Source organism: Georgfuchsia toluolica (genome assembly GCF_907163265.1).
GTDB classification, from domain to species: Bacteria; Pseudomonadota; Gammaproteobacteria; order Burkholderiales; family Rhodocyclaceae; genus Georgfuchsia; species Georgfuchsia toluolica.
This window is the reverse complement of sequence record NZ_CAJQUM010000001.1, coordinates 1,456,470-1,470,997: the sequence shown is the minus strand read 5'-3', so window position 1 is coordinate 1,470,997 and position 14,528 is coordinate 1,456,470. Positions and strand designations below refer to the sequence as shown.

Below are 14,528 nucleotides of genomic sequence, written 5' to 3'. Positions count from 1 at the left end.
GCCATGGAGTCATTTCACTACGAAGCGCTGGATACAGCCGGGCGCATGGTGTCTGGCGTGGTGCAAGCGGATACAGCGCGCCAGGCACGGGCACAGTTGCGTGCCCAGAACCTGCTGCCTTCGGCGGTTGACCTGGTGCGCGCACGAGAGCGCGCAAGCAGGCCCTGGGCGCGCGGCATCTCCTCGGACGAACTGAGTCTGGTAACGCGGCAGATGGCCACTTTGCTTACGTCCGGGCTGACCATGGAGCAATGCCTTGGCGCGCTGATCGAGGAAAGTTCCGAACCGATGACGCGCGAAGTGCTGGGCGGCGTCAAATCCGAAATCACCGCCGGGCTCTCCCTTGCCGGCGCCATGGGCAGCTATGACAAAAGCTTTCCCGATTTCTACCGTGCGCTGGTGCACGGCGGCGAAGAATCGGGGGCCTTGTCCACGGTATTGCAGCATCTTGCTGATTATCTCGATGCACGGCAGGCGCTGAAACAGAAGACCACCCTTGCGCTGCTCTATCCCATTCTGGTGACAATAGTCGCGGTCAGCATCGTCACCGGCTTGCTGGTATTCGTGGTGCCGAAAATCGTGCAGGTGTTCCAGCAGTCCCGACAAGCCCTGCCGCTGCTCACGCGCATGCTGATCGGTCTTTCCGACTTCCTGCGCGCAGTCTGGCCTTATCTGACGGTCGCTGTTATCGGCGGTCTGATTGCCGCGCGTCAGGCGCTGCGCCGCGCTGGGCCGCGCCGCAGTTGGGATGCCTTGTTGCTGCGCACCCCCTGGCTCGGGCAGCTGATTCGCGGCGTCAACACTTCGCGTTTCGCCAGCACGCTCGCCATCCTGGTCGGTGGTGGCGTGCCACTGCTCTCGGCGTTGAATTCCGGCGCGCGCGTGATGACAAACGTGGTGATGCGGGAAGCCGTCGAAGCCGCCATCGAACGCGTGCGCGAAGGCGAAAGCCTGGCACGTTCACTTGGCGCAACGCACGTGTTCCCGCCGCTAATGGTGCATCTGGTCGCGAGTGGGGAATTGAGCGGCAAACTGGAACAGATGCTGCAACGCGCCGCTCAGCTCGAGACCCAGGCTTTGGAACGGCGCCTTGCCGTATTCCTGACTTTGCTTGAGCCAGTAATGATCCTGGCGATGGGAGGAGTAGTGCTGCTGATTGTGCTTGCCATACTGCTCCCGATCATCTCGATCAATCAGTTGGTGCACTGAAAAACGTTGAAGCTTTGGCCGATCTAACCCATCTACAAGAAAGAACAAGATGTCAAGACAGCAACTAAAATCGTTCGCTTTCTTTTGTACCTTATTGGTCGGCGCTGCAGTTCATGCTGACGCGACGGCAGAAGATTTCTCGCCCCAGGTCTGGCTCAATCCCGGCCTCTATTCGATGCACTTCAATCGCAATAAGGACTTTCGTGAAAACAATATTGGTTTTGGCGCGGAAGTCATGTTGACTGATGACCATGTGCTAATGGCGGGTTCCTTCATCAACAGTGACCGGCAAAGAAGCCACTATGGTCTCTACCAGTGGCGTCCGCTGCATTGGCAGGTTTACGGCGTCAAGGTGGGTGCGGGGATCGCTGCGGGCGCTTTCGACGGCTACCCGAAATACAAAGACGGCGGATGGTTTCCCGCCGCACTGCCGCTGCTGTCCGTGGAGGGTGAGCGTTTGGGGGCCAATTTCGCTCTCATCCCCAATATCCCGAATCGCATGAGCGGAGCAGTGGCGGTCCAGGTAAAGTTGAGGGTTTGGTAGCGACTGGCGGCTTCGTTCTATTCGCTCGATGCTCCGATGAGCGGACGGTACTGATAACGGAACACGTTAACTTTGAAGTGTCATCCCCGCGGATACCCATTGGGCACGCAGAGCGGGAAGCAAGTGTCTTGGTCACCGAAAGCCGAGCCGCTGGATCCCGCCGGTTTTCCGCTCACGCGGCGTCTGGAATGACGGCAATTAGAACTTGTACTTTACCGACAGCCTAACCACATCCACATGATACCGTGACGGTTGTATCCCCAAGGCCAAAACATTTGGAATGGCGCTGGGGAATACGCCGTCCAGCATCCAGTCCTTGCTGGAGTAACGCTCGTACCAGTAATCCGCCAGCAATGAAATGTTCTCCTGTAGACGGTAGGCGGCATAGAGTTTCAGACTATCCAGCGATGTATTGATTTGCGGAAATCCCGGACCCGATATGCCGTTATCAACGCTGATCTTGCTATGTGAATGCGTAATACTGTAATCGGCGCCAAGATCGAGCTTGTCCTTGATTGCCGCGTGCTTTATGCCAAGGCCAAAGAAATCGATGGTGTCCTTATTGTTGGCAGACCAGTCCGGCGTCGCAAATGCCTGGCTGCCTGCCTGCTTTGACTTGATTTCCTGATGGTTCGCGAAAAAATGCAGACTGGTTTGTTCCGTGACCACCATGGAGATGTCGCCGTTCAAATCAAATTCCTTGCCGTTGGTCAAGCCAATGGTTGTATCGGAATACTTGTCCTCAGACGAATCAGCTCCCAAGCTGACGCTGATGCGTTCGCTTACCGCGATGTCGGCGCGTACCGACGCAGTGTCGCGCGTACGATTCGCCAGATTGTATCTTCTTAGCAGCGGATTCTCGGGCGGCGTGATTCCGGCAATGGGCTGGAACGAGCCTGAATTGCTGCGCTCGCCACGCGCGAGCTTGAGTGTCAAGTCAACCATATCCACCAAACGCGTGGTCGCTTTGCCCCAGACGATGTTTTCGTGTGTCTTGTTGACTTCTGCATAAGTGCGCTCGCGCGAATCGAAATCAGCGCCCAACGCGCCCCTCAGGTTTTCTAAAACCCGGTAATCGCCGCTCAGCTTCAATTTGTCCTGCTTGATGCCGTAGGGCAGATTCGTCCTTGGCGCGCCGGGGAACATGTCGGTTACATATACGGAATAAAGTGACTGTGGCGTGTCGTTGTCGCGGTCGTTATGCGTATATACGGCGTTCAGTCGCATCTTGTCAGTTACCGCGGAACTGAGCTTCAGAGCAACATCGAATGTCTTGGCTCGTCCGTTCACGGAACCTCCCGGTCCCGGGACTGCGGTGCCATATTGGAGCAGGCTGCTGTCTTGCGTCATGCGGCCAACGGCGATGTCGGCTGTGGCCCGCGTCCGTTCCGTGAATTGGTACCCAGCCGAGGCCTGGATCTGGTGAAACTCGTTGTCCGGCGGAAGCGCAAGCTGGCCGGAAGCCGAATTGGGAAACGTTGCCAGGAAAACCGGCGTGGCGTATGGATTGGCCCAGGTTAAAGATTCATCGTTGTTCCTGAACTTCGATCCGTAGTAGGCGAGCTTCAATTGAAATTTTTTGCCGGAGTAAGTGGCCGATGCGTCGATCTGGTCGGTGACATAGTCCACCGGTTCGATCAGTTGTGCCGTATCGACGAAGAAAGAGCCAGCCGTGCGTTTTGTGCCGTCTTTTGTTTCGTGGCGAAAGCTGACGGCATATTCCCAGTCGCTGTGGGGTAGCCATGAGACGCCCACGCCCAGTCGTTTCCTTTCGGTGCCGATATCAACCGTATGCATATTGCCTGCCAAGGGCATTGCGCCTGTCGTATCAGCCGCAAAGCCGGGCGGCAGGGTCAGCGACGTGCCACCATTGAAGGGGGTTTGCGCGTTGTCCGTAATATAGTGGGGTATTTCATCATAGTTGAGCAACAGCTTGTAGTTGCCCTGTTTCCCGCCTTCTGCGTCGATAGAACGCGAATCAAGCCCGAGATTCGATGCATTGAGTTTCCAGTATTCGCCACTATCCTTGCTGCGATAGCTCGCTGAACCGTTGCCGATAAAATATCCGCCGTCCTTGTTGAGGCCGGTGAAATCACCAAATTTGGCCGATTGGTCCGAGACTGAAGTCGCCCCAACTTCCACTGTTGCGCTGAACGAACCCTCGAACTTGCAGGACTCGCATTTCCACTGGGAGGTATCGGCAGCGCCCTTTACATCGTCGGCCAATGCGGCCGTCGATAGTGCTGATAGCATACCGAGCAGCAGCAGTTGATTTGAAGTTTTCATTTTCTTGTCCTGTTTTAGTTATGGCATAACACGCTTCGCGCGTTGGCCTCCACTGAAACTACGTTTTATAGTCTGCCTCTTCAAGAGACTCCGTCATCCTGTCCGCCCTGGCCGTTATTGCGTTGGCGGATCTGCGGATGCCGGCTAGCGCATTAGTTTCACTCCTGACGGATGGTTCGAACCGTGGATCTGCGAGTGGCAATTGGTACAACTGCCAGCAAGCAGGAAGGCCGATCCACCACCCGTGCCGCCGGGCAGAGAGGCGCTGGTGCGCGCCACCGAGGGATGGCCGGCTACTGTGTGGCATTGTTGACAGAGCAGGGGTGGTGTCTTTTTCAACAGCGCGGGACGCACGGTTCCATGCGGCGAGTGACACAGCGTACAGTCTTCCGCCACTGGAGAGTGCTCCCACAGGAAAGGTCCGCGCTTTTCCGCATGGCAGGTATAGCAGGTCTGGTTCACGGTTGGCTTGTTCAGCATGGCGCTGGCATTCGAACCGTGAGGGCTGTGGCAGTCGCTGCATGCCAGCTTGCCGTACCGAACTGGATGAGTCGACGGCTTGGCAAAGTCCGCGCGTTGTTGCTTGTGACATTTATAGCAGACATCCGGCTGAGCCACCTTCTCTCTTACGGGATCACGCTCAGCGTGGATCGTGTGGCAATCGGTACAGGCGAGGTTATTATTATCGTGCTTGCTGCCAATCCAATCCATACGAGACCTGTTCTGATGGCATTCCAGACAGAACTTGTTGCGCTGCTGCGGCGTCAGGAACGATGAAGGCTCGAAACTGTTTATGCCATCATGCCCGCCGCCGCCATCGGCGTGCTTCTTGCCCGGACCGTGGCAGGCCTCGCACTGCAAGCCGCCGGCGGCAAAGGGGGTGCGCTTGTCGGCACGGTTGGCATGCTTGGTCTTGAAGATTGCCATAACCGGAAAATCGCCGCCTTCGGTATGGCACATGAGGCAGGTGTCTGCACCAGTATCGGTGTATTCGGTGCCCATGCTGAGCGGGGAAGATGCGAGTGATTTGGTTGCATCCTCAGCGAATGTGACCGAGTTAAACGCAAAACCAGACACCAGAATCAGTACGGCAATAGCTGTTTTTGTCATATTTATCATTGTTGCTTGTCTTCCAAAATTAGCACAGGCCGATTTTCGTCTATTACGGAACACCATGAACCACCTTGACGTCAAGTAACTTGCCCGCCCCGTGGCAGTAAGCGCAAGCTTCCTGACGAGGGGCAGTGTCGATTGCCGTTTGCGTCACCGAGAAGAGTGCCGCCTGGAAGGCACCTTGCATATGCGTTTTCGTCGCCGCGCTATCGTGGCAGGACGAACAGACTGCGGCAATCGGTGTGATTCTCAAATTGTCCGCCGGATCCGTGATTGAGGCGCCCGTGCTGATGGTGGTTCCCAGTATGCCCTTGGCCGTGGGTGCATCCCAGACACCCGTCATCTGATACGACGTGCCGGCGTGGCACATGGTGCAGTCGTTCAATTTTCCCGGAAAGACGACTGTACTGAAGTCGTTCACGCTGCCACCGAAACCATAAATCGTGATGCCCTTGTCACGGAAACCGCCCTTGTCTGCCTGTCCGGCATGGATGCCATGGATCATGGTCTTGAAGTCGATGGCCTCCTCCGTCTTGCCATCGATGCCCACCCCGGTGCGCCGCGACTTGTCGGTCGCATTCGGGTTGTGGCAGACAACACACACACCTGGCTCGTCAGTGCGGTTGTTACCATGCAGACTTAGCGTGCCATGGCATACGTTGCATTTGGCGATGTCCACCACTGCCCGACGCGGCGCTACTACGCCAGTGATCGCGAAATCCTTGAACACACTCTTTACCGGCAGTCGATCGGCAAAAGTTCCGGCGGTAGTGACATCGCCAGCAGGATGCCCTTCCATCAAGGCCCGTAGCGCACCTGTCTGCGTGGCGGGGATGGCACTGGACGCGGTGACGGTGAATGTGCCCGGCGTCGCGCCTGCCGTTACCGCCGCGTTGCCAAGGAGGTTGATGCTGATCGGCTGGCCGAACGCGAGGCTGTTGTTGTCGTTGCCGAAATCCAGCTTCCCGGGTGTGTTCCAGCCCAGCTTGACGGTCAGCGTGCTGCTGGCGCCTGCGGTAAACGCCGCGGCGGTCTTGATGTCGTAGGGGGCATCTGCGTTGGTCGGATCGGTGACCGAGAAGGTGATGACCGGCGTGCTGCCCGCAACGGTCGGCGTGACGCTGATGATGTTGTACTTGAACTTGGCCGCTGCCGCCTTGAGTCTGGCCGGGAAGTTGTGCGCGATGACGATGTCCTTATTGTCTGTGTACCTCCCTGCCGCGTGGCAGATCGCACAGGTGCTGTTATCGGTCATGACGCCGCCGGGGTGCGCCACTGTTTGATAGGGCTTGGCCGGATCCGGACTGGCGCCGAAATAGACATCGTCATGGCAGGAACCGCAGGCCTGCATGCTCGGCTGGGTTTTCCAATTGTCGCCCTGCGCGGTGGCATTCGTTGCACCGGGCGTGCCGTCATGGCACTTGGTGCAATTGCGCACATCCTGCGGGAAAACGACTTTCGAAAAATCAGTCCCGTTGACGACGTATGGCGTACCAGCGATGACGCTCGGCAGATTGGGAGCGTTGTGGATCTTGTGGATCATCACCTTGAAATCCACTGTTGTGTTCGGAGCCCCCGCAACCCAGGAACCCGGGTTGTGGCAGGTGACGCACAACTTCGTGTCGACCCGCGTTCCGTGCGCTGCAAGCTGACTGTGGCAGGCGTTGCACTTGGCGTTGGAAACGATATCGCGCGTGGTCGTAACGGCACGGCCATCCGGCACGAAATCAAAAATGCCAGCGGTCTTGGCATAGGCGCTGTTGGCCTGCTGTATGGTGACACGATTTGTCAGGCCGGGTTGATCGCTGAGGTCAAGCGCCTTGCCGTCAGCATCCGTACAGGGTGCCGGACAGGCGACATTCTTGATGTCGGTGGCAAAAGCATAGGTATAGGTGCCATCCCCATGATTGGTCAGCGTGCCGAAAGCATAACCGGCGGCCGAACGCTCCTGGCTGCCCTGCACCGCCCCGCCGTTGCTCCGGTTGATGTAGTCCTGCCAGATGCTTGGACCGCCGTTTGTCCCCGGCATCAACTTCGCGATGTTGAAGCGCAGGTCCGCCGCAGTCAGGCCTGCCATTCCGACGCCGGCTTGGTTGGTGACCGTGAAGTCCACAACAGGGGAATTATTGACGGTCACTCCGGTGATAGTCATGGTCAGCGCGGTCGCGGCAGTCAATGCCGCGATATCGGCTGAGCTTGACGAAGGTGGCGTGGGTGTCCCTGTAGCACTGCCGCCGCCACCTCCGCCACCACCACAGCCTGCCAGGGCAAGCGTAAGCATGATTGCCGCTGCCAGGTTAATCCACTGATGATGCGACGTTCGATTTTTGTCCATGACTATCCGTTTGTCCGTGGCTAAGGGATGCCAGAGTGAGGTGCTCACAAAAAAGATAAAAAGACGTAACGAACATATCAGCATAACGAATTTAACGACTGCTGATGATTTCCGCCATGATGCATCATTTTATTTTGACAGGCTAATAACTTTGAGCAGGCTAATAACCGATTTCCAGCGCTCTGGAAGGATACCATAGCGAGAATTGGTTGTACGGACAGACAGGTTGGCAATTCGGGAGTTGGGCTCGTCCAGTCCGGCTGATAGATGAAAATGATACGATTGGAACTGTGAGAGGCTGAATGCACGGGGCGCCAAACAATTTGCCGTGCCATGCCAAGAGCTTATAGGTGGCCATATCTTTATGAACAAGAAATTTACACAGCAGGCGAAAACAGGGATTCGACGAATCGTCGGGGCATCTATGTCAATGGTGGCGATTGCCATAACGGCGCTGGCCCTGTTCGCCATATCGCTGCAGGCAATGGCACAGAGAACCGAACGTAGCGGCAAAGAAGTGGTGACGTCAGTGTGCGCTGCCTGCCACGGCACGGGCGCGAATGGCGCGCCGAAGATTGGTGACAGGAAAGCGTGGGCGGCACGAGCAGAGCGGGGCTTGACGGGGCTTTCGCAAAATGCCCTCAAGGGCATCCGGAAGATGCCATCCCATGGCGGCAATCCGGCGCTCAGCGATACCGAGATCGAACGTGCCATTACCTACATGGTCAATGCATCTGGCGGCAACTGGGCGGAGCCCGTCAGCAGAACGGCGCCAGCCACGGAGCGTAGCGGCGCGCTGACAGTGCGAACCTACTGCGCCAAGTGTCACGAAACCGGTGTCGGCGGCGCACCCAAAATAGGTGATAGCGCGGCGTGGGCGCCACGGGTCAAAGAGGGATTCGAGATGCTGACCCGCTCCGCCATCAATGGCCACGGCGGCATGCCTCCGCGTGGTGGCGTGGCCAACCTGACCGATGCCGAAATCCGTCTGGCCATTACCTACATGTTTAACCCAACATTTGACCCTGCAACCGCGAAGGCGCCGTCCACGGTGGCAGTGAGGCCGGACCCCAATCATCAGATCATCGACGGAATGGAAGTCTACTTTGGTGTGACTTCGGCGGAGTCGATACGCAAGCGGCCACCGGGTGCTGATCCGGAAAGTACGATGCATGGTGGGGTACCGCGTGGGAACGATTATTACCACGTAAATATTTCACTCTTCGACGCCAAGACTAAAACCGCGATCAAGGGCGCTCAGATCGAGGTGAAGATCGCGGATCCGTTAATGGGCGATCAGGTAAAGTCCCTTGAGCCATTGGTGATCAACAACATTGTGAGCTATGGGAACTATATTCGATTACCTGGCAAGGATCCCTACACTATCGTCGTGCTGATTCGCAAACCGGGCGATTCCCGCACGATCGAGGCCAAATTCGGTTTCAGGCAATAAAGGGGTTGTGCCGAACGCAGAAAGATTGCAACAATCAATAAAAACCGGGATGTCCAACTGTCCTTGGACATTACCAAGGGGGAGCGTGTTCGATGCCGAAACATATCGTCCGACTGGTCATGCTGCTTTTGGCATTCGTTATTGTCGCCTATACGGCCAAGCAGTACTTCACCGCCGGTTCGTTCTATCAGTTCGGGCACTATCGTGGCCTCTCGGTGGCGGAGATCGCATCGGACAAACCCAAGTTCAAGACGCCAAAGTACTGCGAGCAATGCCACGCCAGCGAATATGCAGAATGGGCGAAGGGCGTGCACAACAACGTCGAACTCGGCAAGGTCGTCAAGTGCGAAGTGTGTCACGGCCCGGCGGGCAGCCGCGACGTCAAGGGCCGGTTCGACAACGTGACCACCGGCAAGGATCACCCCAGTGGCTTGAAGATGACGATTCCGGTCGACACCGCCAGGCTTTGCACACTGTGCCATGAGCAGATGCCCGGACGTCCCGCGCAGCAGCGGCAGATCGTGGTGGCCGAGCATGCCAGAACCCAGCAATGCACGGTTTGCCACAATCCGCATTCCCCCAGGACCTTCAAAGTGGCTGCCGCTAGCGCAGCAAAAGGCGATGCCGTGGCGGGCAAGGCGATCGCGGCTGGTTGCGCCGGATGTCATGGCGAAGCGGGCATTGGTGATTCCGCTCCCGGACTTGCCGGACAGAAGGCGGACTATCTCGTCATCTCCCTCAAGGCATACAAGACCGGCGCACGCGCTAACGAGTTGATGAGTTCGATAGCCAAGGATTTGAGCGACAACGATATCGCCAATGTTGCTGCGTATTTTTCCGCTGCCAAATGCAAGAGCGCGGGGAACGGGGACAAGAAGGCCGCCGCCGCAGGCCTGGCGGTTGCGGCGAAATGCGCTACGTGCCACGGCGCGCAAGGCGTCAGTACGCAACCCTCATGGCCGAATCTTGCCGGCCTGTCCGGTGAGTACCTGTTGGGCAGCTTCAAATCCTACAAGGCGGGCGAGCGCAAGAACGGCATGATGGATGGCATCGCGCAAGGACTGAGCGATACCGACGCGGCGAACGTCGCGGCATATTTTGCCAATGCAGCTTGCCGCTAGGCGTACGCACGCAAAGCGGTCAAGGTCAATGCAGCGAGGAGGGCTACCCAGATGGCAGATAACGACGAGCAGGAGAAACAGCGTCGCGAGCGCAGGCAAGTCCTGCGCTTCTTCGGCGTGGCCGTTGGTTGCGGCGGCATGGCAATCGCGGCCGGTACTGGCTTGCCAGGATTGTGCGAAGCGGCGGCCGCTTCAGAGGCCGCATCGCCGCCCAAACCGGATATACCGGATTACGACTGGACCAAGCATCGCTGGGCCTTTGGCGTGGACGCGACAAAGTGCATCGGCTGCCTGCGTTGCGTCGAGGCGTGCAAGATCGAGAACAATGTGCTTGCAGATGCGCATCACTTCCGCACCTGGGTCGAGCGCTACGTCACGCTGGAAGGAGAGGAGAAGGCACGCATCGACAGCCAGAGCGATCCGGTGAATATCGCGGCATCGGGTTCCGAAAGCGCATATCGATTCGCCAACCGCTACAAGGATGCGAAGGTGGACAGGGCTTTCTTCGTGCCCAAGCTTTGCAACCATTGCACCCATCCGGCCTGTGTGCAGGTATGTCCCACCGGTGCGACCTACAAGACCGAGGACGGGGTGGTGGTGATCGACCACAAGTATTGCATCGGCTGCCAATATTGCGTCCAGGCCTGTCCCTATGGCGCGCGCTACTTCAACGAAGAAAAAGGTGCCACCGACAAGTGCACCTGGTGCTACCACCGCATCACCAAAGGCCTGCAACCGGCGTGCGTGGAAGTTTGCCCGGTCAGCGCGCGTATCTTCGGCGATCGCAACGACAAGCAGAGTCCGATCAGCCTGTTCCTCCGCAACAACCGGGTTTCGGTGCTGAGACCAGAATCCGGCAATGCGCCCAATGTTTTCAACGTGGGTCTCGACAAGGAGGTGATCTAGTGGAAGCACTCTATGACGTTGCGCCCTATATCGGTTATGTCTATCCCAACGAAACCATCATTCCGTGGACTGTGCTCATCGCGCTCTATCCCTATCTCACCGGCCTGGTAGCGGGGGCTTTCACGGTATCGAGCATGTACCACGTGTTCGGCATGCAGCGCTTCAAGCCGGCCGCGCGCCTTGCCCTGCTGACATCGCTGTGTTGCATGGTTATTGTTCCATTGTGCTTGCTGACCCATCTGGGCCATCCGGAGCGGGCATTCAATGCCATGATCACGCCACACTGGAGTTCGGCTTTCGCCGTTTTCGGTTTTGCGGCTGCCGGCTACACCCTCCTGTTGCTTCTGGAAAGCTGGTTCGTGTTCCGGCCTTACATCGTCGAGCAGGCGCAACAAAGAAAAGGTGCCCTTGGATTGCTCTATCGTGTCCTGTCGCTGGGGTCCCATGACCTTTCCGAGGCAGCGATGCGCGTCGACCGCAAGTGGATTTTCGCCCTGGCGGTGATCGGCATCCCCGGGGCGCACGGTTTGCACGGCTATGTCGGCTTTGTGTTCGGTTCACTCAAGTCGCGCGAATGGTGGTCCTCCGATCTCATGCCGCCCATTTTTCTTTTTTCCGCCATCATCTCGGGTACCGCGCTGCTAATTGTGCTCTACGTCATATCCAGCCTCTTGCGCAAAAAGACAGTGGATTTGCCTTGCCTCAAGGGCATGGCTTATGCGCTGTGGGGATTCATGATGTTCGCCCTGGTGCTGGAGGGGGTGGAATTCGGAGCTCTGGTCTACCGTGGTCGGGAGGGAGTGGACATGATAATGGAGTACGTCAGGGGCCCGCTCTTCATTCCGTTCTTTACCCTGCAACTGGGGATTGGGTCGGTGTTGCCGATCGTGCTGCTCAGTTTCATGATGTGGCGTGGCACCACCGGCAAGGCACTGATCACGGGTGTCACGACATGCGCCGTCCTGGTGTTGCTCGCGGTGTTCATGATGCGCTGGAATGTGGTGATCGGCGGACAGGAGATATCAAAGACGGGCAGGGGGCTGCTGACCTATCATCTGCACTTCCTCGGCAGGGAGGGCGGTCTGGTTGCAGCCTGCTTGCTGGCTACGCCATTTGCATTGCTATCCTTTTTGGTGAGAATATTGCCACCATGGGATGACCAGGCGACAACTTGACCACCTGTTTAGCATAGAAGATCTCAGGGCTTTCTCAACCACAAAGGAGGCATGAAATGAAATGCGCAATAATTACGCGTGCTTCCCTCGCAGCGCTGTTGCTCGGCGCCGGCTAGATGCTGATTCTCCATCAGTAGCTGCGAGTGCTTCTTTCGGTGGTTCTCAGGATTCAATCTGGGCCGAGAGCCAGGCAGCTTTTTCATGTTAACATTCGCGGCGGCCGAAGCTATGCAGGTGACTGCGCATGCAAGATTCAACGATTAATAAGAATGTTCATGGAGATCAACATTGATGAAGCGGAGCGTCAGGATTTGCCACTTGTTTTCGCTGCTGCTTGCGATTGTGGCGACGGTAGTGAGTGCGTCCAGCGAAGCCGCTCCGTCGAGCGTGGCTGGCACTGATGAACTTCGAGCCGCATACGCAGGACCCTTGGAGGTGGCGGAGGGCAAGCGCGTGGCGAAACAATCCTGTGCGGGTTGTCATGGTATAGACGGTATCGCTACCATCAAGGGCATACCCCATCTCGCTGGCCAGCGAGCATCCTACCTCTTGATGGAGATGCGAGCTTACAAGGCGGGCGCCCGCTCCGATAAGTCCATGGACGGTGCGGTCAAATTCCTTAGCGACGAGGCGCTGCTCGCGGCTGCAGCCTACTACGCCAGTCTCGATCCGGCGCCATCGAGCGCCGCCAAGGCTGCTCCTGCCAAGGCCGATGCGCTGAGCGCCGGCAAGGCAGCCGCCGCAGGTTGTGCTGGCTGTCACGGCGATACCGGCATCAGCAATACACCTGGCGTGCCCAATCTGGTCGGACTGGACCCGGCATATCTGGTCACGGCCATGACTGCCTACAAAGCAGGACAGCGCAAGGATGAGATGATGAAGACACTGGTCGGTGCATTAAGCGACAGTGATATGAAAAACATCGCGCTCTTCTACGCCTTGCAAAAACCCGCTGTGGCACAAACACCAGTTTCGGGCGACAAGGCTGCCGGCAAGGCGGCTGCCTCGGCATGTGCCGGGTGCCATGGCGAACAAGGTGTCAGCGGCAGTCCGGCAACACCCAGTCTTGCCGGCCAGGACAGTCAATATTTCCTGGCGGCGCTTCAGGAATACAAAAACGGATCTCGTGCCGATGAAAGCATGAAGGGAGTGGCCGCTGCCCTGGAAAACCGTGCCATGAAGGATCTCGCAGCGTACTACGCAGCACTGCCGCCACAGGCGCCGAAAGTAGTCAAGCCGCTGAGTACCTCGGAATGGGCGCAACGCTGTGACCGCTGTCACGGCATTAATGGCAACAGCATCGACCCGCGTATTCCGGCAATAGCTGCGCAGCGTCTCGACTATCTGGAAAAAGTATTGCTTGCGTACAAGTCCGGCGCGCGCAAGAGTCCACAAATGTCAGCTATGTCGGCTTCTCTGAGCGAAGAAGACATTACCGCTCTGGCTGCCTACTATGCCCGCCAGAAGCCGCGTGCCGTTGTCTTCGTGCAGCTGCCTGCCAAATGAGCGAATTGCGGTGATCCACCCCTACCCTAAGTCGGGGGGATTCCTGCGCCGGCGTGCTTTGCTTCGTATAATCATTGGAAACAATCATGACTGACATCAAACTTCATCAGCATTATCTGCATTTTTCCGAGCTTCCCTACAGCATGCGCTCGCTGTACACGGTAGTGCTCATGACGCTGGGTCTGGCTTACCTGTTCGCTGCCATCTACCTGTTTCATAGCTACGCGGGGCGAGCCGGCGGAAACCCGATGATGATGACGTACAACGACGTCGTCGTCGCCTACTCCGGCAGTGGCAAGGGCTCGCGCCTCGAAGCGGCGTTACGAGGCCCCATGTCTACGATGTTGCCGGCCGATGAAGCCAGTGCGCTCATCGGGTGGGTGGAGATGGGTGCCGACAAGGACGGATATGAAAAAAACGTCAAGCCGACGCTGGACAAGCGCTGCATGAGCTGTCATGACGGCAGCAATCCGCATCTGGTGAATCTGAACGGGTTAGACAATCTGAAGAAGGTGACCGAGAAGGATACGGGTACCGATATTTTTACGCTGGTTCGTGTATCTCATATACATATGTTCGGCCTGAGCTTCGTTTTCTTTCTGATGGGCACCATCTTTGGTCATGCCTACATGCGGCCCGTGTGGCTCAAATGTGCTGTGATCGCCGCGCCTTATCTGTGTCTCGTAGCGGACATCGGTACCTGGTATCTGGTCAAGCTCTATCACCCCTTTGCCTGGCTGACGATAGCCGCTGGCGCAGGCATGGGAGCATCCTTCGCTTTCATGTGGGCGGTATCCATGTATCAGATGTGGTTTACAAGGGCGCCACAACCTGTCTTGTTGCGATCGGACGACAAGTCGAATGTAGGCTGATCAATGCC

Annotated in this window: 11 protein-coding genes; 8 read left to right on the top strand and 3 right to left on the bottom strand. The window is 57.4% G+C overall.

Features of this window, described 5'->3' with window-relative positions:
• Positions 1-3: 3 nt before the first annotated feature.
• Complete coding sequence (gene gspF / locus K5E80_RS06945; RefSeq protein WP_220635467.1) at positions 4-1,209, top strand: type II secretion system inner membrane protein GspF; 1,206 nt, start codon at positions 4-6, stop codon at positions 1,207-1,209.
• 49 nt (positions 1,210-1,258) lie between these two features.
• Entirely contained in the window at positions 1,259-1,753 is a 495-nt protein-coding gene (locus tag K5E80_RS06940) for a hypothetical protein (protein ID WP_220635466.1), read from the top strand.
• A gap of 198 nt (positions 1,754-1,951) precedes the next feature.
• Here K5E80_RS06940 and K5E80_RS06935 read toward each other — a convergent pair whose 3' ends face one another.
• The 3 genes from K5E80_RS06935 to K5E80_RS06925 form a co-directional block, all read right to left on the bottom strand.
• Positions 1,952-4,039: an MtrB/PioB family decaheme-associated outer membrane protein gene (locus tag K5E80_RS06935; RefSeq protein WP_220635465.1), complete on the bottom strand. Its 2,088-nt coding sequence runs from the start codon at positions 4,037-4,039 to the stop codon at positions 1,952-1,954.
• Positions 4,040-4,183: 144 nt separating this feature from the next.
• Positions 4,184-5,149: a DmsE family decaheme c-type cytochrome gene (locus K5E80_RS06930; RefSeq protein ID WP_220635464.1), complete on the bottom strand. Its 966-nt coding sequence runs from the start codon at positions 5,147-5,149 to the stop codon at positions 4,184-4,186.
• A gap of 52 nt (positions 5,150-5,201) precedes the next feature.
• Positions 5,202-7,487: an OmcA/MtrC family decaheme c-type cytochrome gene (locus K5E80_RS06925; RefSeq protein ID WP_220635463.1), complete on the bottom strand. Its 2,286-nt coding sequence runs from the start codon at positions 7,485-7,487 to the stop codon at positions 5,202-5,204.
• Positions 7,488-7,851: 364 nt separating this feature from the next.
• On the opposite strand from K5E80_RS06925, the gene K5E80_RS06920 reads away from it, so the two are divergent.
• From K5E80_RS06920 to K5E80_RS06895, 6 genes are all read left to right on the top strand, one after another.
• Entirely contained in the window at positions 7,852-8,940 is a 1,089-nt protein-coding gene (locus K5E80_RS06920) for a c-type cytochrome (RefSeq protein ID WP_220635462.1), read from the top strand.
• A 92-nt stretch (positions 8,941-9,032) separates the two neighbouring features.
• Positions 9,033-10,061 (top strand): c-type cytochrome, encoded by a 1,029-nt coding sequence (locus tag K5E80_RS06915; protein WP_220635295.1) that lies wholly within the window; start codon positions 9,033-9,035, stop codon positions 10,059-10,061.
• Between the two features lie 51 nt (positions 10,062-10,112).
• Positions 10,113-10,967, top strand: a complete 855-nt coding sequence (locus tag K5E80_RS06910; RefSeq protein ID WP_220635294.1) for a 4Fe-4S dicluster domain-containing protein — start codon at positions 10,113-10,115, stop codon at positions 10,965-10,967.
• The gene (nrfD, locus tag K5E80_RS06905; protein WP_220635293.1) at positions 10,967-12,142 is read left to right on the top strand and encodes an NrfD/PsrC family molybdoenzyme membrane anchor subunit; all 1,176 of its coding nucleotides are present in this window, start codon (positions 10,967-10,969) and stop codon (positions 12,140-12,142) included. Before K5E80_RS06910 ends, nrfD begins: the two co-directional genes overlap by 1 nt.
• 291 nt (positions 12,143-12,433) lie before the next feature.
• Complete coding sequence (locus tag K5E80_RS06900) at positions 12,434-13,648, top strand: c-type cytochrome (RefSeq protein WP_220635461.1); 1,215 nt, start codon at positions 12,434-12,436, stop codon at positions 13,646-13,648.
• 86 nt (positions 13,649-13,734) lie between these two features.
• On the top strand, positions 13,735-14,520 hold the full coding sequence (locus tag K5E80_RS06895; RefSeq protein ID WP_220635460.1) for a hypothetical protein: 786 nt from the start codon (positions 13,735-13,737) through the stop codon (positions 14,518-14,520).
• The last annotated feature ends 8 nt before the right edge of the window (positions 14,521-14,528 follow it).

Excerpts from the sequence above, each read along its gene's own strand:
- gspF (WP_220635467.1), top strand. The coding sequence starts at position 4 with ATGGAGTCATTTCACTACGAAGCGCTGGATACAGCCGGGCGCATGGTG.
- K5E80_RS06940 (WP_220635466.1), top strand. The coding sequence starts at position 1,259 with ATGTCAAGACAGCAACTAAAATCGTTCGCTTTCTTTTGTACCTTATTG.
- K5E80_RS06935 (WP_220635465.1), bottom strand. The coding sequence starts at position 4,039 with ATGAAAACTTCAAATCAACTGCTGCTGCTCGGTATGCTATCAGCACTA.
- K5E80_RS06930 (WP_220635464.1), bottom strand. The coding sequence starts at position 5,149 with ATGACAAAAACAGCTATTGCCGTACTGATTCTGGTGTCTGGTTTTGCG.
- K5E80_RS06925 (WP_220635463.1), bottom strand. The coding sequence starts at position 7,487 with ATGGACAAAAATCGAACGTCGCATCATCAGTGGATTAACCTGGCAGCG.
- K5E80_RS06920 (WP_220635462.1), top strand. The coding sequence starts at position 7,852 with ATGAACAAGAAATTTACACAGCAGGCGAAAACAGGGATTCGACGAATC.
- K5E80_RS06915 (WP_220635295.1), top strand. The coding sequence starts at position 9,033 with ATGCCGAAACATATCGTCCGACTGGTCATGCTGCTTTTGGCATTCGTT.
- K5E80_RS06910 (WP_220635294.1), top strand. The coding sequence starts at position 10,113 with ATGGCAGATAACGACGAGCAGGAGAAACAGCGTCGCGAGCGCAGGCAA.
- K5E80_RS06900 (WP_220635461.1), top strand. The coding sequence starts at position 12,434 with ATGAAGCGGAGCGTCAGGATTTGCCACTTGTTTTCGCTGCTGCTTGCG.
- K5E80_RS06895 (WP_220635460.1), top strand. The coding sequence starts at position 13,735 with ATGACTGACATCAAACTTCATCAGCATTATCTGCATTTTTCCGAGCTT.